Origin of the sequence: Shewanella psychropiezotolerans, assembly GCF_007197555.1 — a bacterium.
In the GTDB taxonomy this organism is placed as follows: domain Bacteria; phylum Pseudomonadota; class Gammaproteobacteria; order Enterobacterales; family Shewanellaceae; genus Shewanella; species Shewanella psychropiezotolerans.
Window position 1 is genome coordinate 803594 of sequence record NZ_CP041614.1, and the last position, 23417, is coordinate 827010.

The following is a 23417-nucleotide window of genomic DNA, read 5'->3' on the forward strand; positions in this document are numbered from 1 at the left end:
GCCGATGGCAGCTTTTTATTTATATCAATTGGGAGAATTAGTTCGTTGCTTATCAGGCCACTTCGTAAAAGTTGGGCTCTATGTCCAGTTGTCTCTGGATTATTTGGCCAGCCATCTTAGTACATTTACCGCATTGACTCCCTACACCCAAACGCTTTTTCACATCAGCAAGTGAGACATCACCCTGGCTAACGGCTTCTTTTATTTGTGTATCGGTAACGGCGAAGCAAAGACAAACGTACATTGAGATAGGCCCCCTAATGAGATGACCGAATTATAAATGAAAATGATTCTCAATGCTAATATCAAAAATGTATAAGTCAAATATAAATCTGTGTGAGGGGGTTATACCAAAGTGTGAACGGCTGCTAAAAAAAGGAAAAACTGGCGCTTCTGACTATTCGATATAGAATTTATAATACCCTGAATAAAATTCGAGCTGCTAGGTGCGTGATTGGGTCCGATAAAGGAATGGAACTAATCGCACAAAACATTCTTTGGAGTGAAAAATGAGACAAAACCTGCCTGTTACCCAAAAAAATTATGACTATCCTTCAGACTGGATCTTGTTATCAACGACAGATACTTCGAGCATGATCAAGTATGCCAATCACTCATTTTGTGAGGTGGCAGGCTTCAGCTTAGATGAGCTGATGGGCGAGCCCCATAATTTGGTCCGCCATCCGGACATGCCACCACAAGCCTTCGAAGATCTCTGGAACACGATCAATGGTGGTAATCCCTGGAAAGGCTTAGTAAAAAACCGCTGTGCTAATGGTGATCACTACTGGGTGGATGCCTTTGTTACTCCAATAGCAGAGAATGGCAAGGTGATCGAGTTTCAATCTATCAGATCTAAGCCTAAGAATGAGCAGGTACAAAGAGCCGAAGAGGCTTATAAGGAGCTTAACGAGAAGGGAAGGGTATCTAAGCTTAAACGTGTTCTGAGTCTGTCGATGAAACTAGCCTTGTTAGCATGTTTCTCCCTATTGCCTATGCTGTATTTAGCTATTGAATCGGGTGTACTGGGTATTGGGTTGTTACTTATCACTTTAATGGCCTTGTTTATCGGTGGAAATCTCGTATTGTCTCGTTTTAAGGTCATAGTGGATAAATGTAAGGGTATTTATTCCAATCCCTTGATGTCATACCTGTATACAGGATACGTCGATGACGTGGCACAGATAGATCTTGCCTTACAGATGCAAAACTCTGAGATGAAAGCCATGCTTGGCCGGGCGTTGGATTCTTGTGAGCAAACGGCTAAAAAGTCGCTGGAGTCGGTGGCTAAGAGTGAGGATGTGAAAACCAATAGTCATTCGTTAACTAAAGAAGTTGAGCAAGTGGCCACAGCCATGCAGGAGATGACGGCTACACTCGGCGACATGGCTTCTAACTGCTCCGATGCTGCAACCTCATCTCAGGCCGCCTCAGAAGAAGCCGATGCAGGGGATAAAATCGTGTCTCAAACTATATCATCGATTCAGTCCTTATCGGAGCAACTGACCAATACCTCTGAAGTGATCACCGAACTCGAAGAGCAGAGTAAGGGGATTGGAACCGTGCTAGATGTGATTCAGAGTATCGCAGAGCAGACAAATCTATTGGCGCTTAATGCGGCTATCGAGGCGGCTAGAGCCGGGGAACAGGGACGAGGCTTTGCCGTTGTTGCCGATGAAGTCAGGGCGTTGGCAAAGAGGACTCATGAATCGACCACAGAAATTCAAACTATGATTAACTTGTTGCAGCAAGGTACGGGCAAGGCTGTACACAGTGTGCATCAAGGCGTCGATTCTGCTCAGTTATGTTCAGAGCAAGCGGATCAGGCTGGCAGTGCGCTGCGAACCATAAGGGATGCGGTGGCATCCATTACCGATATGACTCACCACATTGCCAGCGCGGTAGAGGAGCAGTCCAGTGTGGCCGTTGAGGTCAATCGAAGTGTGGTTACAATTTCAGAACTTAATGGCTCGAGTAATGATCTAGGGGATGAGATGGTGGGCATAAATCATGAGGTTGTCGATAATATCAATTCACAGAAGATGTTGGTCGAGCAGTTCCTGAAGCGTAGTCAGAAGCAGATGTAATCTAATTGCTAAAAGCTGTAATTGAGCTTGGTAATTTGCTATGAATCGCTATTGTGATTAGTTGTTTGGCTAGTAACCGCGTTCGAAGTTGACTTCATAGGAGAGCCGCTCGCCTCTTAGCAGTTTATGGTAGTTATCGGCAAAGATCTCGACCACCTGCTCGGGAAAACTAGGGGCGGCAATATGTGGTGTGATGATAACATTGTCCAGTGACCATATGGGGTGATGTTGGGGCAATGGCTCTTGGTTGAAGACATCTAATATTGCATTTTGGCCGCTGTTTTCTTTTAGCTGTAAGTACAGAGCATCGAGATCCAGTACATCTCCTCTTCCGAGGTTAAATAAAATACCATTGGGTTTTATCAGTGATAAGGTCTGGGCGTTGAGCGTTCCTCTCGTATCTGGCGTGCTTGGAAGTATGCTGGCAATAGCATCAGCCTGAGGCAGATAGTGGGGCAGATTTGATAGGGTATTGACATCATCGAAACCAATCGTTGGCTTAGCGCCTCGGTTTATCCCTGTGACATGCATGCCAAAATGCTTCGCCGTTTTGGCTATATGTTTGGCTATATTGCCCGTTCCAAGCAGAAGTAAATGTTGACCTTGAAGGGTCTTGAAGCTGCCTGGGCGCCAAATTTTCTGCGCTTGTTGCGATCTGTATAGCGTGTGTTCTCTCTGGTGAGCAAGCAGGTATCCAAACAAGTATTCGCTCATCAAGGGGCCGAATATTCCCCTGACATTGGTCAGCCGATAATCTTTTCTTTGGCGCGGCTTGACCAAGGCATCGACGCCAGCTTCGGTCGATTGCATCCAGATGATATGCTTCCCATGAGGCAGTAACGGTGCGGCGAGAGAAGGCTCTGCCAGCCAAATATTGGCTTGTGAAATCTGATGGGTTTCATCACCCAGAATTTCAACCTCTGGCAGATGACAGGATTCCAGTAAAGATCTATATCGCTCATTATCACCGGTGAGTAATAGTAACTTGTATCTCATCTTCACTCCCCTTATTCTACTGAATGATTCTGTCTATGGACCAATTAAGGACCCGAGTGTGGAACATATTATTTCAGTATTTCATCAAGTTGGGTCTTTGCTCTATCCTTGGCTCAATGAGATTTCAACAGCCATTATTGCTTGCTTCTTGATTGTGTTTGGCGCTGATATTAATCGGCTGTTAAGCCGGAAGTTGATCGGACGATCATTTGTATTACGTACGTTAGTCTTTGTTTTGATCAATGCATTTGGTTATGGGCTGTTAATTGTGACTGCTAGTCCCATTCTTGCTAACAAAATGGCTCAAGTGTCGGCCCATTGGTTGTTATTTCTCATCATCGGCTTCTTTATATTTATTGGTATTTGGGCTCAGCGACATAGGAAAATTTAGCCGAGTTTACATATAGTTTAGATTGCGAGTGAGTTTTTGCGTGACAAATTCCGTTTTCATTGTGAGCATCAAGTTAGCGGTACTGGGACTCATTTCCAGTCGAGGTTTAACTAAGACCCTGGTTATATCAGGCTTAAGCTTGCAGAGCCTTCATGGCTCTATCCGGGAAATTAGTAAATATGCCATCTACCCCCATCTTCTGTAACTGAGTCATATCCGATTCATTATCGACTGTGTATACAAAGACTTTTAGCCCACGTGACTGAGCTTGTGTCACACAGTCTTGAGTGAGGAAACTGAGACTCAGATGAAGTGAGTATGCATCGAGCCGGCTGGTTGTTTCCTGACTATTCAAAGCAACACCTTCGAATAAAGGTGCCAGCAGAGCTTGAGGAAAACGCTGGCGGAATGTTGCCAGGAACCCGTGGTGAAAGGATGAAATAATTAACTTGTCTGTGGAGAAATTTAATTGATTGATTAGCTTAGGGTAAGTATCGATAAATATCTCTAAGCAGTTCATTCCTTTGAGTTCTATGTTAACCAGGCAGTTATGCTGGTTTAGATAGCTCATCACCTGCCAAAGAGTGGGGATAGGTTCACCGTCGACTCTGAGGGAGTCGAGATAACTGCGACTCACCTCTTCTATTAAGCCTGTGCCATTGCTCTTGTTATCTAAGCGACGGTCGTGGAAAACATAGAGTTCACCTTCAACATTATGAATATCGAACTCGATGGCACGCGCGCCTAATTCGATCGCTTTTTTCATGGCCGCCAGGGTATTTTCCGGCGCGTATCCACTGGCACCTCTATGGGCAAAAATAATCATTAGCTTCTGATGACTCCCTGAGCTTCTTTACTCTGAGTGTTATTGATATGTACTTCCAGTTGTGGATATGCGAGTTCCAGTTGGTTTTCTTGAAGTTTCTTACTGATGGCTTTATGTAATTTATGACGAAGAGGCCAACGGGTATTCATATCTTTGGCATAGGCTCTGACTTCATAGTCTTGGGTGTGTTTACCAAATCCCGCAAACCAGACTTCAGGCTCAGGGCTTTCTAATGCATCATCACATCCTTTTACAGCTTGATATAGAGCCGCTTCGACCCTAGCGGGATCAGAGTCTCTCGCGACAGAAACATAGACGATAACGCGTGTGATAGGGTCTGAGAGGGACCAGTTGATGAGTTGTTCGGTAATAAACGCCTTATTGGGGATGATGATCTCTTTCCTATCCCAGTCAATGATGGTCGTTGCACGGATCTGAATTTTACTCACGGTACCCGTGAGATCCCGTATGGTCACTGTGTCACCAATTCTCACCGGCTTTTCGAATAAGATGATCAAGCCTGAGATGAAGTTAGCAAAGATCTCTTGTAATCCAAAACCTAGTCCCAGAGAGAGTGCAGCTACTAGCCACTGTAACTTGGACCATTCCATACCTAAAGTTGAAAAGCCACTCAAGATACCGAAAAACACGACTAGATAGCGACTCATTGTGGTGATGGCAAAGCCGGTTCCCTGACTCAAATCGAGTCGCTGCAATATGGTGAGCTCGAGTAAACCGGGGAGGTTGGTGGCTATCATCAGTGAGAAGCCGACTATGACCAGCCCGAGTAGTAATGATTTTAAGGTAATAGGGAGCTGTTGTTCGATGCCGTTAACCAGAGAGTTGCTGGTCCAGAGAGTCACGCCATCGAGTAATGAGAATAATGCGGTGTGGGTCTGAGTCCAGAGGCCGATTAAACTTGCTAAGAAAGCCAGTAGTAATAGTGAACGCACCAGTCCCAGGGATTGGCTGGATATGGTTTCCAGATCGACAACTGGCTCTTCATAGGTGTCGAGGGGGTCGGTATTGCTTTGTGGATCTTCATCTCGCTCACGTTGAAGCAATATCTCTGCGCGTCTGGCTTTGGCACGATCGAAGGCGATGCGTCTTCTTTCGATGAGCATCCAACGTTTTATCAGTTGATAGAGCAACATGAAGCCTAAAGATATTAACAGGGAAAGTTGCAGTTGTAGTAGTACCTGAAATGCCGTGTAGTAATAACCTCTAAAAGCTAGGATGGCACAGACCGGAGGGACGAGTAGCAGCACCGACCACAGAAATCTTTGGAGTAATTTTTTATTTTTGTCATCTTGGTGCTGATGCTTATTTTTCTTAGATAAGGATAAGATATCTTTATAGAATCCAAACAGGAAAAGACTGAAAATAATGAAGGCGCCACGGCCAATGCTATTTCTCAGTACTGAATTATCGATAAATTCGGTAAATCCCATGACCCAAAAGAAAGGTATCGCCATGATTATGAAGGTTTTAAACCTGAGTTGACCTTGCCTGATTATTTCTTTTTCACCTTTAAAATGACCTATGAGCAGGCCTCGATTCAGTGCGAGAAGATAGGTGAAACGGTAGAGTAGGTAGAGTAAACCTATGACTAACACCCCCATGCCGATTGCCGCGGTTAGGTTCAGACTGGATAAAAGTAAGATGGCACCGGCGGCAATCACTGGCAGTGGTTTAATCACGCAGTAGAGTAGAGAGTTAATCAGGGCCCTGAAGGTGTAGCTGAACAGATCTTGGGTAACATTACCGACAAATGTGATGTCATTGGCCATGGCTGATTTGAACTTAGGTGTTAACAGATCTTGGGCGACTAAACAGAGCACAAACAAGATAATCCACCAAGACCAGTATTCACTCTGTTCATCGAAGGAAACAGAGATGTCAGGCCAAAAAGTTTGGCCCATAAGCCACTTCACACTCTGAAAAAGATCTGTGACCCATAATTTATCGATGGAGTTAGCATTTGGTACCCAAAATAGGTGTTCATTGAGGATACTTTTTAGGGCGATATTCTGTTGGGTCAACTGTTCATATATCACTCTTAAATCTGTGAGCTCACTCAAATAAAGATCTTGGCTCAGCAAGAGTTGCGTGAGCAGGTCATTTTGCGAGGTGAGCAGTCTCATTTGAATCTTAGTTAAAGGCTCATTGGCTAGCTGCTGCTGGTTATTTATCGTGAGCTCTTGCTCTAGTTGATATCTTTCCAGCCTAGCCTGGGCTATTTTTGTTTGTAGTTTATCCTGATTCGGTGGGGCGGGTAGAGATTGCAGCATCTGCAGGAAGCGCTCGCCGAATGCAGAATTTAATTTGATCAGGCCTACCTGTTGTTGGATGTTAGTCAGCTGTTTTGCTTGAACTTGATAGAGGTTTTCGGCAGCTTCTTGTGCGAGAACGGCTCGATTGGTGTCCTTAGTGAGGATTGTTAACTTGTTGGCATAACCTAGGTTTCGCTGACTCAGTTGTTGAGTCAGGGGGGACTGCTCGGCTGAAGTCTCAAAAAGGCTCTTCGCTATAGTGGCATCTGTCTTCTTTTGCCTCTGTTTAGCAGTGGCCTTATTGATCTCTTCGATCAGGCTTTCTTGTTGCGATAGTTGCTGCCTGACCAGCAACATCTGTTGTTGATTGAGGTTGATGCGTTTTTGGCTGCTCGCCTGCTCTGCTTCTAATGTCGCCAAGATTTGAATATAGAGCTGACGCTGTGCCCTAAGCAGCATATCTTGATTGCCGTCAGAGTTATCTATTTGATTTTTTTTATGTTGATTCAGAGATTGTCGAGCAGATGCAATATCAGATGGTAGTTGATTATGCTGCTTGATTAAGTCTGTCACCTTTGTATTGAGTTCAGCTTCTATCTCTTTGAGCTCAGACAGTCTTAAATAGGCGAGGGAAGCCTGCTGAGTGGGATCATTAGTCTTGGACCAAGGGAGAGGTGATTTAGCCTCTTGCAGTTGCCGCTCCAGGCTGAGCTTATGTCCTTGATAGTTATTGACCAGCTTAAGGTGATTTTTTTCTATTAAAACTTGTTCTTCAATACTGTGCTGGATATATGCCAGCTTTTGTTCGGCCGTTAAAGTGGCCGAAGCAGGTTGAGTGAGTCCTAGGCGCTTATTGAGTTCGAGTGGCGAACTTGCGGCTGCACTGAAACCGGTGAATGCCATGAGAAGCAGAAAAATAGTGCGCATAGTTGGAAACATATTCGGATGCAGGTTAGAGAAAGAGTCGGAGATATCTTATCAATAAAAGTGGCTAAATATAGCTTCTTTTTTTTGCATTTTTTTTCAATTTATATCAGAAAATAGAAATATAAATCAAAATCATCATGGTAAGTACCGAACTTCTCACTGACCAGTTAAGAAAAGGAGAGTTACCTGGATGTTTTTTGATGCTTTTGAGTCTCAAAAATGGCGGTTGCGACGACCAATAAACCACCTATTGTTGTCTTGATATCTAGCTGTTCACCTAAGAATAGCAGAGCTAAAACAGCACCATAGAAAGGTTGCAGGCAAGAGACTAAGCTTACAGTTTTGGCACTAAGGTGACGCAAGGCTGCTGTAAAAAGTGCGTGGGGAGCAGCGGTGAATATCACTCCGAGTAATAGTATCAGCCACCAAGTATTTTGTTCTACTTGACTGAACTCTATTGTCTGCCAAGGAGCGAGGAAAAAGACGGCTACACCTGTTTGATAAAACATAGCATGGGGACCAGAATAGGCTGAAAAATATCTCTTATGTAGCAGGTTGCGAGCGGTAAAAAACGCAGCAGATAAGATTCCCAGCGCTATGCCCATAGTAATATCATTACCCAGGTTGGCTTCGGGGATCAGTAGTATGACTCCAAGTAGCACGGCGAGCCCACTAACAATATCACCTCGTTGAATTCGATTACCTGTGAAGATGGGCTCAATTAAGACTGTCATCACGGGGTAAGTGAAGAAGGCTATCATACCTATAGCGACGGAAGAGAGCTGCATAGAGGCAAAATAAGTGACCCAATGTAGGCTTACGACAATGCCTAGGCCCTAGGGCGATGAAATAATCTCTAGTGGAGTTGAGTGATAAGTTTTTTTTGCTGACTTTGACTATGCAGGCTAAGACAAAAGCGGCGACTACGCAGCGCAACAGAGTGATATTTAACGCACTGAGTGGAATAAGTTTTGAGAAGAGTGCCGTGCCACCAAATAGCAGCACAGCGAGATGTAACTCTAATAAACCTGATTGTTTATTACTAGCCGTCTGGTTCATTACAACTCCGTATACTGACCAAAAGCTATTTTAGATCAGATTAATCCTCTATTTTTGCGAAAGTCTGACCCATGCGGGTCACGGCTTTTGGCACGACACCGTCGGCAAATTCATCTAAAGCATCTTTAGCGAACAGCATGACAACGGTACTGCCTAGCTTGAACCTTCCCATTTCGGCACCTTTTTCAAGGGTTAATGCCTCTGGCCCCTCGGTCGGGTAATCCCAGGTAAATACTTTTTTACCTCCGGGGGGGTAATTGTACCTGCCCAGACGGTTTCTATGCTTGCGACTATGGTTGCACCGACTAATACCATGGCAATGGGACCTATTTCGGTCTCAAAAATGGCCACAACACGTTCGTTTCGGGCGAATAGCCCGGGAACATTTGCTGCGGTTAATGGATTGACGGAAAACAACTCACCGGGAACATAAGTCATCTTTGACAAGGTGCCTTTCACTGGCATATGAATTCGGTGATAGTCTTTTGGTGCTAAGTAGATGGTAGCGAAATCACCATCTTCGAAACGTTTGGCATCATCGGCTTGATCACCAAGTAGTGCAAGTGATGAATATTCATGTCCTTTGGCTTGAAATATTTGTCCGTCATTAATAGGACCGCATTGGCTTATCGCGCCATCTACTGGTTGGACAATATAATTTTGATCTTGTGAAAGCGGACGTATACCAGGCTTGAGGGCTCGAGTGAAAAACGCATTAAACGTCTTATAAGCTTCAGGTTCGCTCTGTGCGGCTTCGCTCATATCGATCTTGTATTGCTTAATAAACCATTTTATTCCAGCGGTCGTTACCGAACCTAATTCAGCCGCTGCCAGTTTACCCACCAGGCGAGAGACTAAATGTTTAGGCATGATATATTGCAATGCAATTTTTACTTTATCCACGTGTACTTCCCTTCAAAATATTGCGATTACCCTGTTATTCATCACTGGCTCTAAACTGTCTGGCATGGCGCATTTCATTTAAGCTGGCGATAATTTTATGATAATTGTTGTATCGATCTTCTGCGATTTTGCCATCATGAAATGCTTCGGTGATGGCACAACCAGGATCATTTTTGTGTTTACAGTCTCTGAATTTACAAGTGCCTAGATATTCCCGGAACTCGATAAAACACTCACCCACTCTTTCGGCTGGTAAGTGCCATAGCGCAAATTCTCGAACTCCCGGAGAATCAATCAGATCGCCTCCGCTAGCAAAATGCATTAACTTGGCTGTCGTGGTCGTGTGTTGTCCCAGGCCTGAATTTTGAGAAACATCACCAATTGCTAGCTCGGCATCAGGCATCATAGCGTTAATGATTGATGACTTACCTACACCTGATTGGCCGACAAAAATACTGACTTTTTCATTCAATAAGGCTTTTATGTCATCGACGCCTTGGCCGGTATGACTGCTTATTTGGTAGACTTGATAGCCTATATCTTGATAACGCTTGAGTGCAGCCTCTACTTCAGGGCGATCTTCGTCGGTGAGGAGATCGATCTTATTGAGGACGATTATCGGTGAAATGCCAGTGTCTTCTGCTGCAACTAAATAACGGTCGATTATTTGAGTCGTAAAACTTGGGACAATCGAAGAGACAATCAAGATTTGATCGATATTAGCCGCAATGATCTTGATGCCGTCATAAAGATCTGGCCGCGAAAGCAGCGAATGACGAGGGTGGACGGCTTCGACCACGCCGGCTATCGTGGTCGACATTTCTACAGCCAAACGCACGATCACTTTGTCACCAGTGACCAGACTTTGAATATTACGGCGAATATTACACCGCACAACTTGTCCTGATTCGGTTTCTACATCGGCATGTTGGCCGAAACGAGATATAACAGTTCCGAGCTGTTCTGGCTCAAGTGAACTATCCTGTAATTCAGGGGCATTGCTACCTGAATCTTTCCGTTGTAGCCTTTTCTCTTGATTGGCTCGCATACGGCGTCTTTGACCCTGACTTAGGGGTTTCTTTTTACTCACAGTTTTGTCATCGTAAATAAGGTGATTTTGTGTAGCTTAAAAAAGCAGTATGATACACGGTCTTAAACAAAAAAGCCTGAATTTAGGCAAACAGGAAGAATAAGGCAGATCTATGGTTGCAGATGCAAACAATCTCATTTGGGTAGATTTAGAGATGACTGGGTTAGATCCAGAGACCGATAGGGTCATAGAGATCGCAACAATAGTGACAGATAAAGAGTTAAATATTCTTGCTGAAGGGCCTGTTATTGCGATTCATCAGACTGATGAACAGCTCGCTATAATGGACGATTGGAACCAAAAGCATCATGGGGAGTCAGGATTAGTCAAGCGAGTGCGCAGCAGTCAATATAGTGAAGACGATGCCATTGCCATGACGATAGAGTTTATTTCTCAATATGTTCCTCAAGGCACATCACCTATGTGTGGTAACAGCATAGGTCAAGATCGACGTTTTATGAACCGGTACATGCCAAAGCTAGAAGATTACTTTCACTATCGTAATATAGATGTAAGTACTATCAAGGAGCTAACCAGGCGTTGGAAGCCAGAGCTTATGGATGGGTTTACTAAGCAGGGAACCCATAAGGCACTCGTGGATATCCAGGAGTCTATTGCCGAATTGCAGTATTATCGCGCAAAAGTATTCAAAATTTGACCAAACAGACATTTATTTTCAAGAAGGGGTTGCAGCAATATGAAATTCTCATATAATGCGGCCTCAACTTTTGCTGACAAGTAAGTTAGTAAATAGTATGAATGCGACATTAGCTCAGTTGGTAGAGCGATACCTTGCCAAGGTATAGGTCATCGGTTCGAACCCGATATGTCGCTCCAAATTTAAAAGATTGAAAGCGGCATTCGCTCAGTTGATTACTTGAAAGAGTTGATACCTTTTTTTGCCAAGGTATAGGTCATCGGTTCGAATCCACTCTTTATGTGAAGAATGGTCGCTCCAATTTAAAAACGTTTTGGATACGCCAAATATTCGAGACTAAAAATTTTAAGCGACATTAGCTCAGTTGGTAGAGCGATACCTTGCCAAGGTATAGGTCATCGGTTCGAACCCGATATGTCGCTCCAATTTAAAAGATTATGCGACATTAGCTCAGTTGACTCTTTGTTTAGAGCAAAAGGGCGATACCTTACCAAGGTATAGGTCATCGGTTGTTTGTTTCGAACTCGATATGTCGTTTCAATCTAGATTTAAAGATTTACCAAGGTCTTTAAGAAAAAGTTTTAAGCGACATTAGCTCAGTTGGTAGAGCGATACCTTGCCAAGGTATAGGTCATCGGTTCGAACCCGATATGTCGCTCCAATTTAAAAGATTGAAAGCTGCATTCGCTCAGTTGATTACTTGAAAGAGTTGATACTTTTTTTTGCCAAGGTATAGGTCATCGGTTGTTTTTTTCGAACCTGATATATCGTTTCAATCTCGATTGAAAGATTTACCAAAATCTTTCAATAAGAAAGTTTTAAGCGACATTAGCTCAGTTGGTAGAGCGATACCTTGCCAAGGTATAGGTCATCGGTTCGAACCCGATATGTCGCTCCAATTTCCTTCTTACTAAAAACTCCAGTCTCAACATTCCTATTATCTCAGCTTCAATATCTCTGTATTAGAATTCTCAAAACACAAAGTGTACTAACCTTCATTATTCGTTCATAGCTCTCCACAGATCTCATTCCCCTGCTATTTCATGCCTATATCACCTTCTTGCCATTTGCGTGATGAATAGCGAAATTCTTTAACTATTCCTAATGTAGCCAGCCCGGATGTAACAAACTTAGAGCTTGTTCAAGTATTCCATTAGTGTTTGTCCCCATAATGGCTGCAGTAAAAAATTACTTTAGCCAACTTTTGGCAAGATTTTGGAGTGCAAACATGCGATTTCAACAACTAAGTGAACTATTAAGTTATGTTGCTACTTGCCGAGTAGAGATGGCGAAACTCTATAGCAGACTGCAAACCGAGGCGGACTCTACAAGAGTGAAAATGATGCTTGAATATTTCCAGCAGCATCAGAGAGGGGTATCACAGAAGCTGGAAAACTATATTGATTCAGCACCTAAAAAAGTACTGGATACCTGGTATAAAGACATTGTTTTTGAAGATTTTATAAAGAGATGTCACGACACCGTCTTGACAGCAAATATGTCTGAAGAAGATATCTTAGATTTGCACCTGAAATTAGACAATCTATTGATCGATCTTCTGCAGGTAACCGCCGAGCATTCCTCCTCTGTGGATATCGCTGGAACGTTAAATGAGCTTGTGCGTGTCGAGAGAATTCAACAGCAAAGACTGGTTCATAGCAGTATACGTATGGATGACATCTAATATCAATAGGTATTAGACGGCTAAGCTATTTGATAAAGGTGCCTGAGGGTGCCTTTATTGCTTCTCGATAACTTAAGACATATCTTTTATTACTGTCATCAGTTTCCTCTGCAGTTACCTCTTCATTTTGTCATTCATTACATTGTTCTACTCTCTATTCTTGTTCTCCATTTCTTGTGCCAGATCAAATCATGGTTAAATAGGCACAAGGATGACTGAATCTATTGACGAGTTTAGGTTCTAACTCTACTAATCTTACTTTATATCAATATGATGTACTCATTCACCCTCGAGGAAGATTCGTCATGTTAGAAAATGCTTCGGTACTCCCTTGTGAACTGTATAAGGCTTCACAAATAAGAGAGGCTGAGCTGGGTCTGGTTAGTAGTGGCCTCGCTAGTTATATAGATTTAGTCGAATCAGCTGGCGAGGCGGCCTATCGACAGCTAGTCAAAAGGAAAAACAGTACAACCCCTGTCTTGGTGCTTGCTGGTTACGGTAATAATGGTGCCGATGCCTTCGTCTGTGCGAGATACTTGTTAGAAGCAGGTTTCGATGTCTCCTTGATGGCAGTGTCTAGACCTGTTAATCCCAAAGAGGCTAAGGTGATCGCTGCTGAGTTTATCCATGCTCGTGATGGTTTTAAGGCTGAAGCTGGAGTCATAGAGACTCCAAATATAGAGAAAATAGTGGCGGCGGAAGTCATCATAGATGGTTTATTAGGCCTAGGGTTGAAGGGAGAGCCTAGAGACCCATTTCGAGATATCATTGCTGCGATCAATTGCAGTAAAGCTTGGGTCTTTAGTTTGGATGTACCATCGGGTCTAAATGCCGATACAGGCAGTGGTCTCTGCTCTGTTCAAGCGAATATGACCCTGACCTTTGGCGGTTTGAAGCAAGGCTTGCTGACTGGGCATGCCAGACAATGTGTCGGCGAGTTGGTCTTTGCAGAGCTTGGACTCTTGCCCTATTTGCCAGGATCTAAGGTGACTCGTGTTTCGAGTGATCTCTTCGCCGACATGCTCTCCCCCAGAGCAAGAGATACACATAAAGGTCTTTCGGGGAAAGTCACTGTTATTGGTGGTGATAAGGGCATGGCAGGAGCTATTAGACTGGCGGCAGAAGCTTGCTTAAGAGCGGGTACCGGGTTAGTCACTGTGTTATCAAGGCCTGAGCATCAGCACACGATCAATGCCGGCCGACCGGAATTGATGTTTTGGGGATGTGAGCTAGTCGATATGGAAGTTTATTTCAGACTGGGATGGGCGAACACATTACTCATAGGGCCAGGTTTAGGGAAGCTGGCATGGGGCTATAACCTACTTAAGGCGGTGGGATTGAGTGATAAACCATGCGTACTGGATGCTGATGCCCTTAACTTGCTGAGTGAGGAGCCTTGTAATAATGATAACTGGGTACTGACTCCCCATAGTGGAGAAGCGGCCCGATTACTGGGAATCACTACTGCTGAAGTTGAGCGGGATAGGTTTGCTGCGGTTGAAAATATACAGCAACGATACGGTGGCATTGTTGTCCTAAAAGGTCCAGGAACCTTAGTATATGATGGAAAAGAATGTGTTGTGGCTCCTGTGGGTAACCCTGGTTTAGCGAGCGGAGGTTGTGGGGATGTGCTGTCAGGTATAATTGCTGCATTGATTTCTCAGGGTTTTAGCCTATTCGATGCAGCCATAATGGGGGTTGTGGTTCATGGTGAGGCAGCTGACCGAGCGGCTATTGCAGGAGAGCGTGGTATGCTCGCGAGTGACTTGATGCCCCATATTCGCCCTCTGGTTAATCATCTTTAATTAATGAATTGTCGCTATGTTAGTGAAACCTGTTTAGCTGATAAGCAATTTGGTATAAAGTAGCGGGTTCGAAACAGCTATAAAAAGGGTAAAGTTAATACAATGGCATCGGTTAAAGTTTTTCTAGATAATGAGCAAGATACAGTGGAGCTGGGTAAGCGATTAGCGCACGTCATTACCCCGCCTTTAACACTGAATTTATCGGGTGAACTTGGTGCAGGGAAAACGACTTTAAGCCGAGGCTTGATTCAGGCATTGGGTCATGAAGGAGCGGTAAAGAGCCCAACTTACGCCCTGGTTGAACCCTACGAGTTAGGTGATATTGAGCTATTTCATTTCGATCTATACAGGTTGAGCGATCCCGAAGAGCTTGAATATATGGGTATCAGAGATTATTTCACCGATAAGAGTATATGTCTCGTTGAGTGGCCTGATAGGGGGCATGGATTAATGCCTGTAGCCGATATCAGTATTGCAATTAAATATGTGGGTACTAGTCGAGAAGTTGAAATAACTTCAGGATCAACCAAAGGGCAAGTATTGCTAAGTAAACTTAAATAATAATGATAAAAATCGAAAATCTTCTCAAAGCTATACTTGTGATGCTGACACTAAGTACCTCTTTTGTTGTCCATAGTGCCAACAAGCTAGATGGTGTGCGTATCTGGGCCGCTCCAGAGTCGACTCGAGTCGTTTTCGATCTCACTCATGCACCTAAATATACGCATTTCAATCTGACTAGTCCTTATCGACTCGTCGTCGATCTCAAGGGAACCACGACCTCATTAAATCTCAGCAAATTGGCTAATAACAGTAAATTGGTTAAGAGGGTGAGGATAAGTAAACCGCCTTCTAAGGGGACCTTACGTCTAGTTATCGATCTGGTAAAACCGGTAAAAGCGAACCTATTTTCGCTGCCGCCAACGGCTCCCTATGGAAATCGCTTAGTGGTAGACCTGGATGACAGTCGTTCTTCTGTCACTGTGAGTCAGCCGAGTAAACCGACCCAGAAGCTGAGAGACGTCGTTGTCGCCATAGATGCGGGTCATGGGGGAGACGATCCTGGCTCTATCGGACCATCGGGGATCTATGAGAAAAAAGTGGTACTGGAAATTGCTAAGAAAGTAGCGGCTAAAATCAACGCAACACCGGGCATGAGAGCCGTCATGACTCGCACTGGTGATTACTTTGTGAATCTAAATAAGCGCTCTGAAATTGCCAGAAATAGTAAAGCGGATCTTCTGATTTCAATTCATGCCGACGCATTTACCTCGCCACAACCTAGGGGCGCATCGGTTTGGGTCTTGTCTATGAGGCGTGCGAATAGTGAAATCGGTCGCTGGCTAGAGCATAAAGAGAAGCATTCAGAGCTCTTGGGTGGTGCCGGTGAGATTATCCAAAATACCGATAATGAACAATATTTGGCTATGACCTTGCTGGATATGTCTATGGATAGATCTATGGCTATTAGCCATAACATAGCCGACGATGTACTTGTTAACTTAGGTAAAGTGACCAAACTGCATAAGCACAAGCCTGAATCGGCAAGTTTTGCAGTACTAAAATCACCCGATATCCCTTCCATTTTGGTTGAAACTGGCTTTATCTCTAATCACAAAGAAGAGAGATTGTTGTCTCAAAGACAGCATCAGAATAATATTGCCAATGCGGTACACAAGGGTGTTGTCAAGTATTTCGAGAATAATCCGCCGGTTAATTCTTTGATGGCAAGTAAAGGTTCGCGAAAGCATAATGTTCGCAAGGGTGAATCCCTGTCTGTTATTGCTCACAGGTATCAAGTGTCAGTTACTAGCATTAAGAAAGCCAATAATCTAAAGTCTAACAACATTCGAATCGGTCAAAAGTTAGTTATTCCAAGAGCTTAATTTATCTTAAGTGATCTTGTGAGTTCCCCCTGTTTTGAGAGCTAAAAATTATGACTATTCAGATATTGCCACCTCAGTTAGCTAACCAAATTGCGGCGGGTGAAGTTGTCGAAAGACCGGCTTCAGTCATCAAGGAGTTAGTTGAAAATAGCTTAGATGCTGGTGCGACCCGAGTCGATATAGAGATCGAGAAGGGCGGCAGTAAACTGATTAAAATTCATGATGATGGTTCGGGGATCCCGAAAGAAGAGCTGAGCTTGGCTCTGTCCAGACACGCCACCTCTAAGCTCAGCACCTTAGACGATCTCGATGCTATCTTAAGTTTTGGCTTCCGCGGTGAAGCGTTAGCGAGTATCAGCTCTGTTTCCAGATTAACTTTGACCTCACGCACGGCTGAGCAGAGTGAAGCTTGGCAGGCTTATGCCGAAGGCTCTGATATGGCCGTTAAGGTGATCCCTGCGGCCCACCCAGTAGGTTCAACTGTAGAGGCCGTGGATCTGTTTTTTAATACTCCAGCCAGAAGACGTTTTCTTAAAAGCGACAAGACCGAATTTACTCACATCGATGAGTGGCTTAAACGCATTGCTTTGGTGAGAGGAGACATACATTTCACGTTAAAAAACAATGGCAAGGTAGTGAGAAACTATCGACCGGCAAAAACCTCAGATCAATATCTTCAACGCTTAGCTCAGATTAGTGGTAAGAAGTTTGCGCAGCAGGCACTAGAGGTCAAGTGCGAACATGAAGGTTTGAATTTGTCAGGCTATATTCAGTCGCCCTACTTCGAGGGCCCGGCCAGTGACACCCAATACTTCTATGTGAACGGCAGACTGGTTCGTGACAGACTCGTCAATCATGCTGTTAGACAAGCCTTCGCCGAGCATGTTACCGGAGCTCAGGCTAGCTATGTGCTGATGCTCGAACTCGATCCTCATCAAGTCGATGTCAATGTGCATCCGGCTAAACATGAAGTGAGGTTTCATCAGAGCCGCTATGTCCATGATTATATTTTACAGGCACTGCAATCGGCACTCTCACAAGTCGGCAACCCCGTCTTTTCTGCAGAAGAACAGGGCAACCTAGAGGTTTTCCCAAGCTCTTATCAAGCAGGCGTGCAGGAATCTCAGAGAGTCAACGAACCAGATGGCCGCAAGGTCAGCACTACAGCTCATCTTCCTTTGGATAAAGGGCCAAGTACAAGCCCTGTGGGTTCTCAGCATGAGTATTCGATTGCATCGTCTTCATCCTACTCTGGAAGCAAAAGTGGCTTAAGGCCAAGTTCTACTGCACGCCCACAAGCTGAGTTACCTTCGGCTGCGGCTATCGCTTCTTATGGGGCCTTATTGACCACTCCTGTGGTTCCATCCTTAGGGCGTAGTGAGCTTGCTAATGAGCAGCAAGCCATGCCACCAGTATTGGACGCTAGATATTGGGTGTTAACCCAAGGGGATAAACTCACATTATTATCGATAGAAGCAATTGCCTCCAGACTCTTACAAATAAGCATATTCGCTAAGCTCGATGGCGGCTTGATCAGTCAGCCGCTGCTGATGCCAGTCTCAATACCTATGGATGATGACTGGAAGGAGACGATTGAGCACAGAGAGTTAGTGTTAAGAAAGATAGGAATTGAGCTAACAATTCGCCTAGGGCAGTTGATAATAAAGAAAGTGCCCCCATATTTAAGACAGAGTCAGTTGGTCAGTGTGATCCCCGAGCTATTACAGTGGTTTCGTTTTGAAGAGCCAGGCCAGGAGGCGTTGGCAAGCTGGATTGCCAAGCATTGCGAAATAAATTTCGAGTCTCCGGCTCAAATCTGGCAAGACTTGATGTTAGCGGAACAGAGCCTGAGAGAGGAGTTGATGACGGACGTCATTAGCTTACCCTGGCAAGTTTGGTTGGAAAAAGGGCACTGATTTACTGAGTCTATTTTTTGTTAGGTACTGGAACGTTGGAAGTATATACGAGTGAGTGAAGCGAGTTTACCGAAAATTATTACTCTGATGGGCCCCACAGCCTCAGGGAAAACGGCGTTAGCGATTGAGCTGGTCAAAGAGCACAATTGTGAAATCATCTCCGTCGATTCGGCTCTTATCTATCGTGGCATGGATATAGGCAGCGCTAAACCGACGGCAGAAGAACTCGCGGTAGCGCCGCACAGGTTGATCGATATACGCGACCCTTTGCAGAGTTACTCTGCGGCGGATTTTAGAACCGATGCGCTTAGAGAGATTGCCGATATTGTAAAGTCCGGTAAAACGCCCTTGCTTGTAGGGGGCACCATGCTTTATTTTAAGGCTCTGCTAGAGGGATTATCACCCCTACCGGCAGCCGACGAAGTTATAAGGGCTGAGATCGCCGCTGAAGCACAGACCCATGGGTGGCAACATCTGCATGATGAGTTAACGCGAGTCGATTCGGTTTCGGCCGAGCGTATTCATCCTAATGATCCTCAACGATTATCCAGGGCGTTAGAGGTATTTAGGATCAGTGGTAAAAGTTTAACGCAGCTGACGCAAATTAAGTCTCCTCCTCTGCCATATGAGGTTATTCAATTTGCAATTTCACCGAAAGATCGAAAAGTGTTACATCTTTCTATAGAAGAAAGATTCAAATTGATGTTAAATCAAGGTTTCGTTGAAGAAGTTCGTACGCTTAGGCAGCGAAATGATCTGCATTTAGCGCTTCCCTCAATGAGATGTGTAGGCTATAGGCAGTGCTGGCAGTACCTTGATGGTGACTATGACTATAATACTATGGTCGATAAGGGGGTAATTGCTACTAGGCAATTAGCTAAGCGTCAATTAACATGGTTAAGAGGATGGTCTGAGTTAAATTGGCTGGAAACTGGGTTAGATTCAAATCTAACGAGTGTATTGCGACATTGTCGCTAGCTAATTCATCCTCGCTATATAATACTAAATCTAAACAAGAAAGTTATGTTGTATTAGTTTTACTACTTATTTTTAATAAAAAGGAAATTATAAAATGGCAAAGGGGCAATCTTTACAAGACCCATTTTTGAACGCACTTCGCCGTGAGCGCGTTCCTGTATCAATTTATCTTGTTAATGGTATTAAATTACAAGGACAAGTTGAGTCATTTGACCAATTTGTTATCTTGCTTAAAAACACGGTTAGCCAAATGGTATATAAGCATGCTATTTCTACAGTTGTGCCAGCGCGTCCATTCACTGTAAGCACCCATCACGCGACACCAACTCAAGCCGCTGGCTTTAATGGTCAGCAAGATGAGGCGAGCGAGTAGTTGTTGAGGAGTATGCTTTTTGTTTGATCGTTATGAGGCGGGTGAAAATGCCATTTTGGTACATATCGACTTTGCCGATGAAGACCGTAGGGAAGACTTAGTCGAACTACAATTATTAGTCGATTCGGCAGGTGCTCAGCAAGTCGGTTTGATCACTGCGAGCCGTCGTTCACCGGACCGAAAATTCTTCCTTGGTTCGGGGAAGGCTGATGAGCTCGCTGCTTTGGTCGCAGCGACAGAAGCGAATGTGGTGATTTTTAATCATGCATTGAGTCCTGCTCAAGAGAGAAATATTGAGATGATTTGCCAATGTAGGGTCTTGGACCGTACAGCACTTATCTTAGATATCTTTGCCCAGAGAGCACGCACCTATGAAGGCAAGTTGCAGGTGGAGCTAGCGCAGTTACGCCATATGTCGACTCGTCTAATACGGGGTTGGACTCATCTGGAGCGCCAGAAAGGTGGTATTGGCATGAGAGGACCTGGGGAGACCCAGCTCGAGACTGATAGACGTCTACTCCGTGGCAGAATGAGCACCATCAACAAGCGTCTGGCGAAGGTAGATAAACAGAGAGAACAGAGTCGAAGGGCAAGGCGTCGCAGTGAGCAGCCTACGGTTTCATTAGTCGGTTATACTAATGCGGGTAAATCAACTCTGTTCAACTCGCTTACAGTTTCAGAGGTATATGCTGCAGATCAACTGTTTGCCACCTTAGATCCTACCTTGAGAAAGTTAGAGCTACCGGATGGTGCGATTGTCTTGGCCGATACCGTAGGTTTTATTCGTCACTTGCCTCATGATTTAGTGGCGGCGTTTAAGTCGACGTTACAAGAAACCCGCGAAGCGGATCTGTTACTTCATATTGTCGATTGTCATGATGAGAATATGGGGGATAACTTTGAGCAAGTTCAGTTGGTGCTCAAAGAGATAGGTGCCGATGAAATTCCTCAGCTGATTGTCTGTAATAAGATCGATCTGTTAGAGGATGTCAACCCAAGGATAGATTATAACGACGAAGGTGTACCCACCAGAGTCTGGGTTTCGGCGCAGCAACAAAAAGGCTTAGATCAGCTTAGAGAGGCCATCAACGACATCGTTGGTAGGGCTACTTTGGAGCTGACTTTGCGGATCCCGGCAACAGCCGGGCATTATCTTGGTCAGTTTTACCGACTTGACGCGATACAGCAGAAAGAGTTTGATGATCTGGGGGACTGTATCTTATCTGTTCGTTTATTGGAGGCCGATTGGCTCCGATTAGTGAAGCAGAGCCAAGGGGACTTAGAGGACTTTATTGTCGAAGACTCGGCGGTAGAGTAATTTTTTAATCTCGTTTAATTCATACACCTATGGAGTGATAAATGGCTTGGAACGAGCCCGGTAACAAGGGAAATAAAGACCCTTGGGGAAATAAAAGTGGTAACGATAAGGGACCACCAGATCTAGATGAAGTTTTTCGTAATCTTTCGAAGCGTTTCGGCGGTGGTAAAGGGAATGGTAAGGGGCCTGTTTTTAGTTCATTCGCCCTTATCATTGTCTTAGGCATAGCCGTTGTCGTATGGGGCCTTTCTGGTTTCTATACGGTAAAAGAAGCCGAGAAAGGTGTCGCACTTAGATTTGGTGAGTACATAGGTGAGGTCGATCCTGGTCTTCAATGGAAAGCGACGTTTATCGATGAAGTGTTCCCTGTCAACGTGAATACTGTTCGTTCAATTCCTGCCTCTGGTAGCATGTTGACGACAGATGAAAACGTGGTTTTGGTTGAGCTTGACGTTCAATACCGAGTGACCAGCGCATATAATTTCTTGTTCAGTGCAGTCGATGCGAATGAGAGCTTACGTGAGGCGACGGACAGTGCGCTGCGTTATGTTGTTGGCCATAATAGTATGGATGATATCTTGACCACAGGCCGAGACAAGATCCGTCGTGATACCTGGGAAGAAGTAGAGCGTATTATCGAGCCTTACAAGTTAGGTATTACCATTGTCGATGTGAACTTCCTGCCTGCTCGCCCGCCTGAAGAAGTTAAAGCTTCTTTCGATGATGCGATTTCGGCACAAGAAGATGAGCAAAGGTTCATTCGTGAAGCTGAGGCATATGCCCGTGCTATCGAGCCTAAGGCTCGTGGCCAAGTTCAGCGCATGGAGCAGCAAGCTAAAGCCTATAAAGAACGTGAAGTCTTAGAGGCTAGAGGTAAAGTGGCTAGATTCAGCCTCTTGTTACCTGAGTATAAGGCTGCGCCCGATGTGACACGTGAGCGTTTGTACTTAGACGCTATGCAAATCGTATTGAGCGGCACCAGTAAGGTGCTAGTTGACTCTAAGAATAGCAACAACATGATGTATCTTCCTTTAGATAAGTTGATGCAGAAGAGCCAGTCGAATACTAAGCCTAGAAGTATAAACTCTAGTTCTACTACGAGTTCTTCTTATAGCTCTTCGGCTCAAACTAATGTTCCGTTGGATACACGCCCGACTCGTGGCGAACGTCAGGGGAGGAATTAATCATGGGTAGACTAATAGCGGTTATTGCTGCCGTGCTAGTGGCTGTATTCTTGTCGTCAATTTTAGTGGTTAACGAAGGTGAACGAGCGATCGTTTCACGTTTCGGTAAGATCCTAAAGGATGATGGGATCACTCGTATCTACGCGCCTGGTTTGCACATCAAGATACCTATGATCGATAAGATCAAATTTCTTGATTCACGTATCCAGACTATGGATGGTGCAGCAGACAGATTCGTGACTTCAGAGAAGAAAGATCTTATGGTCGATTCCTATGTGAAGTGGCGTATTAAGGACTTCGAGAAATACTACTTATCGACTAACGGTGGCATCAAGGCTAACGCCGAGTCGTTACTACAGCGTAAGATCAATAACGACCTTCGCACCGAGTTCGGCCGTCGCACGATTAAGGAGATTGTTTCCGGAAGTCGTGATGAGCTACAACAAGATGCATTGAGAAATGCATCTGAGAGTGCGGCAGACTTAGGCATCGAAGTGGTTGATGTGCGAGTCAAGCAGATTAACTTGCCGGCTAATGTGAGTTCGAGTATCTATCAACGTATGCGTGCAGAACGTACAGCGGTAGCGAAAGAGCACAGAGCACAAGGCATGGAACAGTCTGAGATCATCAAGGCTAAGACAGATGCTTCGGTCACTATCATGTTAGCCGAGGCTCAACGTAAAGCGCTTGAAGTTCGAGGCGAAGGCGATGCGACTGCGGCTAAGATATACGCAGATGCATTTAGCCAAGATCCTGAGTTTTATAGCTTCTTGCGTAGCTTAGAGGCTTATAAGGTCAGTTTCGAAGGTGGTTCGAATGTCATGGTGCTTGAGCCTGACAGTGATTTCTTCAAATATATGAAGAGCCCTTTAGGCAAATAAGTCTATTTGGATGAAAAATCCCGGCGTATGCCGGGTTTTTTTTGCTTTAAACTTCCAAGTCACTAATTTAGCATCCTATGTTATTTATTTATTTCACTTATCTGTGCATATATGATCTTTAATTCCATAACTAGATGACTATTTAATGCGCTGGAAAGGCTATTTTCCTAACATAGTTAACT

General features: G+C 44.5%; 18 protein-coding genes, 5 tRNA genes and 2 pseudogenes. 18 read left to right on the forward strand and 7 right to left on the reverse strand.

Annotated features, from left to right (window positions below; genetic code table 11):
• Nucleotides 1-52 precede the first annotated feature (52 nt).
• Complete coding sequence (locus FM037_RS03570; RefSeq protein ID WP_144044876.1) at nt 53-244, reverse strand: bacterioferritin-associated ferredoxin; 192 nt, start codon at nt 242-244, stop codon at nt 53-55.
• 265 nt (nt 245-509) lie between these two features.
• On the opposite strand from FM037_RS03570, the gene FM037_RS03575 reads away from it, so the two are divergent.
• Entirely contained in the window at nt 510-2087 is a 1578-nt protein-coding gene (locus FM037_RS03575; RefSeq protein WP_144044877.1) for a methyl-accepting chemotaxis protein, read from the forward strand.
• Nucleotides 2088-2156: 69 nt separating this feature from the next.
• On the opposite strand, the gene FM037_RS03580 is transcribed toward FM037_RS03575, so the two are convergent.
• Nucleotides 2157-3083, reverse strand: coding sequence for a D-2-hydroxyacid dehydrogenase (locus FM037_RS03580; RefSeq protein WP_144044878.1), 927 nt, complete (start codon nt 3081-3083; stop codon nt 2157-2159).
• Between the two features lie 58 nt (nt 3084-3141).
• On the opposite strand from FM037_RS03580, the gene FM037_RS03585 reads away from it, so the two are divergent.
• A complete protein-coding gene (locus FM037_RS03585; protein ID WP_144044879.1) occupies nt 3142-3474 on the forward strand; it encodes a DUF3392 domain-containing protein in 333 nt (110 codons plus the stop codon).
• A 133-nt stretch (nt 3475-3607) separates the two neighbouring features.
• Here the strand turns inward: FM037_RS03585 and FM037_RS03590 are convergent, their stop codons facing one another.
• The 5 genes and pseudogenes from FM037_RS03590 to rsgA all read right to left on the reverse strand — a co-directional run bounded on the left by FM037_RS03590 (nt 3608) and on the right by rsgA (nt 10552).
• Entirely contained in the window at nt 3608-4300 is a 693-nt protein-coding gene (locus tag FM037_RS03590; protein ID WP_144044880.1) for a glycerophosphodiester phosphodiesterase, read from the reverse strand.
• Nucleotides 4300-7500, reverse strand: a complete 3201-nt coding sequence (locus tag FM037_RS03595) for a mechanosensitive ion channel domain-containing protein (RefSeq protein ID WP_144044881.1) — start codon at nt 7498-7500, stop codon at nt 4300-4302. The genes FM037_RS03590 and FM037_RS03595 overlap by 1 nt, the downstream gene beginning before the upstream one ends.
• Before the next feature lie 182 nt (nt 7501-7682).
• Nucleotides 7683-8559, reverse strand: a pseudogene (locus FM037_RS03600) (DMT family transporter).
• Between the two features lie 40 nt (nt 8560-8599).
• Nucleotides 8600-9462, reverse strand: a pseudogene (gene asd / locus FM037_RS03605) (archaetidylserine decarboxylase).
• A gap of 34 nt (nt 9463-9496) precedes the next feature.
• Nucleotides 9497-10552: a small ribosomal subunit biogenesis GTPase RsgA gene (gene rsgA / locus FM037_RS03610; RefSeq protein ID WP_144044882.1), complete on the reverse strand. Its 1056-nt coding sequence runs from the start codon at nt 10550-10552 to the stop codon at nt 9497-9499.
• Between the two features lie 112 nt (nt 10553-10664).
• Between rsgA and orn the strand changes: the two genes are divergently transcribed.
• The 16 genes from orn (at nt 10665) to hflC (ending at nt 23235) form a co-directional block, all read left to right on the forward strand.
• Nucleotides 10665-11210 (forward strand): oligoribonuclease, encoded by a 546-nt coding sequence (gene orn / locus FM037_RS03615; protein ID WP_144044883.1) that lies wholly within the window; start codon nt 10665-10667, stop codon nt 11208-11210.
• 103 nt (nt 11211-11313) lie between these two features.
• Nucleotides 11314-11389: transfer RNA gene (locus tag FM037_RS03620), tRNA-Gly, on the forward strand.
• A 170-nt stretch (nt 11390-11559) separates the two neighbouring features.
• Nucleotides 11560-11635, forward strand: a tRNA-Gly gene (locus tag FM037_RS03625).
• 14 nt (nt 11636-11649) lie between these two features.
• A tRNA-Gly gene (locus tag FM037_RS28425) sits at nt 11650-11747 on the forward strand.
• Nucleotides 11748-11795: 48 nt separating this feature from the next.
• A tRNA-Gly gene (locus tag FM037_RS03630) sits at nt 11796-11871 on the forward strand.
• Between the two features lie 161 nt (nt 11872-12032).
• Nucleotides 12033-12108: transfer RNA gene (locus tag FM037_RS03635), tRNA-Gly, on the forward strand.
• 330 nt (nt 12109-12438) lie between these two features.
• Complete coding sequence (locus FM037_RS03640) at nt 12439-12894, forward strand: hypothetical protein (RefSeq protein WP_144044884.1); 456 nt, start codon at nt 12439-12441, stop codon at nt 12892-12894.
• Between the two features lie 305 nt (nt 12895-13199).
• Nucleotides 13200-14699, forward strand: a complete 1500-nt coding sequence (locus FM037_RS03645; protein ID WP_144044885.1) for an NAD(P)H-hydrate dehydratase — start codon at nt 13200-13202, stop codon at nt 14697-14699.
• A 102-nt stretch (nt 14700-14801) separates the two neighbouring features.
• Nucleotides 14802-15260 carry a tRNA (adenosine(37)-N6)-threonylcarbamoyltransferase complex ATPase subunit type 1 TsaE gene (tsaE, locus tag FM037_RS03650; protein ID WP_144044886.1) on the forward strand — a complete coding sequence of 153 codons (459 nt, stop codon included), beginning with the start codon at nt 14802-14804 and terminating at the stop codon, nt 15258-15260.
• A gap of 2 nt (nt 15261-15262) precedes the next feature.
• Nucleotides 15263-16585: an N-acetylmuramoyl-L-alanine amidase gene (locus FM037_RS03655; protein WP_144044887.1), complete on the forward strand. Its 1323-nt coding sequence runs from the start codon at nt 15263-15265 to the stop codon at nt 16583-16585.
• 50 nt (nt 16586-16635) lie between these two features.
• Nucleotides 16636-18501 carry a DNA mismatch repair endonuclease MutL gene (mutL, locus tag FM037_RS03660; RefSeq protein WP_144044888.1) on the forward strand — a complete coding sequence of 622 codons (1866 nt, stop codon included), beginning with the start codon at nt 16636-16638 and terminating at the stop codon, nt 18499-18501.
• A 51-nt stretch (nt 18502-18552) separates the two neighbouring features.
• Complete coding sequence (gene miaA / locus FM037_RS03665; protein ID WP_144044889.1) at nt 18553-19479, forward strand: tRNA (adenosine(37)-N6)-dimethylallyltransferase MiaA; 927 nt, start codon at nt 18553-18555, stop codon at nt 19477-19479.
• 94 nt (nt 19480-19573) lie between these two features.
• Nucleotides 19574-19852, forward strand: coding sequence for an RNA chaperone Hfq (gene hfq, locus FM037_RS03670; protein ID WP_144044890.1), 279 nt, complete (start codon nt 19574-19576; stop codon nt 19850-19852).
• Between the two features lie 19 nt (nt 19853-19871).
• Nucleotides 19872-21170, forward strand: coding sequence for a ribosome rescue GTPase HflX (gene hflX, locus FM037_RS03675; RefSeq protein WP_144044891.1), 1299 nt, complete (start codon nt 19872-19874; stop codon nt 21168-21170).
• 41 nt (nt 21171-21211) lie between these two features.
• On the forward strand, nt 21212-22354 hold the full coding sequence (gene hflK / locus FM037_RS03680) for an FtsH protease activity modulator HflK (protein ID WP_144044892.1): 1143 nt from the start codon (nt 21212-21214) through the stop codon (nt 22352-22354).
• A gap of 2 nt (nt 22355-22356) precedes the next feature.
• Entirely contained in the window at nt 22357-23235 is an 879-nt protein-coding gene (hflC, locus tag FM037_RS03685) for a protease modulator HflC (protein ID WP_144044893.1), read from the forward strand.
• The last annotated feature ends 182 nt before the right edge of the window (nt 23236-23417 follow it).

What these genes read in the sequence shown, in the direction of transcription:
- hflK (WP_144044892.1), top strand. Translation starts at nt 21,212, where the DNA reads ATGGCTTGGAACGAGCCCGGTAACAAGGGAAATAAAGACCCTTGGGGA.
- FM037_RS03570 (WP_144044876.1), bottom strand. Translation starts at nt 244, where the DNA reads ATGTACGTTTGTCTTTGCTTCGCCGTTACCGATACACAAATAAAAGAA.
- hflC (WP_144044893.1), top strand. Translation starts at nt 22,357, where the DNA reads ATGGGTAGACTAATAGCGGTTATTGCTGCCGTGCTAGTGGCTGTATTC.
- hfq (WP_144044890.1), top strand. Translation starts at nt 19,574, where the DNA reads ATGGCAAAGGGGCAATCTTTACAAGACCCATTTTTGAACGCACTTCGC.
- FM037_RS03580 (WP_144044878.1), bottom strand. Translation starts at nt 3,083, where the DNA reads ATGAGATACAAGTTACTATTACTCACCGGTGATAATGAGCGATATAGA.
- FM037_RS03655 (WP_144044887.1), top strand. Translation starts at nt 15,263, where the DNA reads ATGATAAAAATCGAAAATCTTCTCAAAGCTATACTTGTGATGCTGACA.
- tsaE (WP_144044886.1), top strand. Translation starts at nt 14,802, where the DNA reads ATGGCATCGGTTAAAGTTTTTCTAGATAATGAGCAAGATACAGTGGAG.
- mutL (WP_144044888.1), top strand. Translation starts at nt 16,636, where the DNA reads ATGACTATTCAGATATTGCCACCTCAGTTAGCTAACCAAATTGCGGCG.
- orn (WP_144044883.1), top strand. Translation starts at nt 10,665, where the DNA reads ATGGTTGCAGATGCAAACAATCTCATTTGGGTAGATTTAGAGATGACT.
- FM037_RS03590 (WP_144044880.1), bottom strand. Translation starts at nt 4,300, where the DNA reads ATGATTATTTTTGCCCATAGAGGTGCCAGTGGATACGCGCCGGAAAAT.
- FM037_RS03575 (WP_144044877.1), top strand. Translation starts at nt 510, where the DNA reads ATGAGACAAAACCTGCCTGTTACCCAAAAAAATTATGACTATCCTTCA.
- FM037_RS03595 (WP_144044881.1), bottom strand. Translation starts at nt 7,500, where the DNA reads ATGCGCACTATTTTTCTGCTTCTCATGGCATTCACCGGTTTCAGTGCA.
- FM037_RS03640 (WP_144044884.1), top strand. Translation starts at nt 12,439, where the DNA reads ATGCGATTTCAACAACTAAGTGAACTATTAAGTTATGTTGCTACTTGC.
- FM037_RS03645 (WP_144044885.1), top strand. Translation starts at nt 13,200, where the DNA reads ATGTTAGAAAATGCTTCGGTACTCCCTTGTGAACTGTATAAGGCTTCA.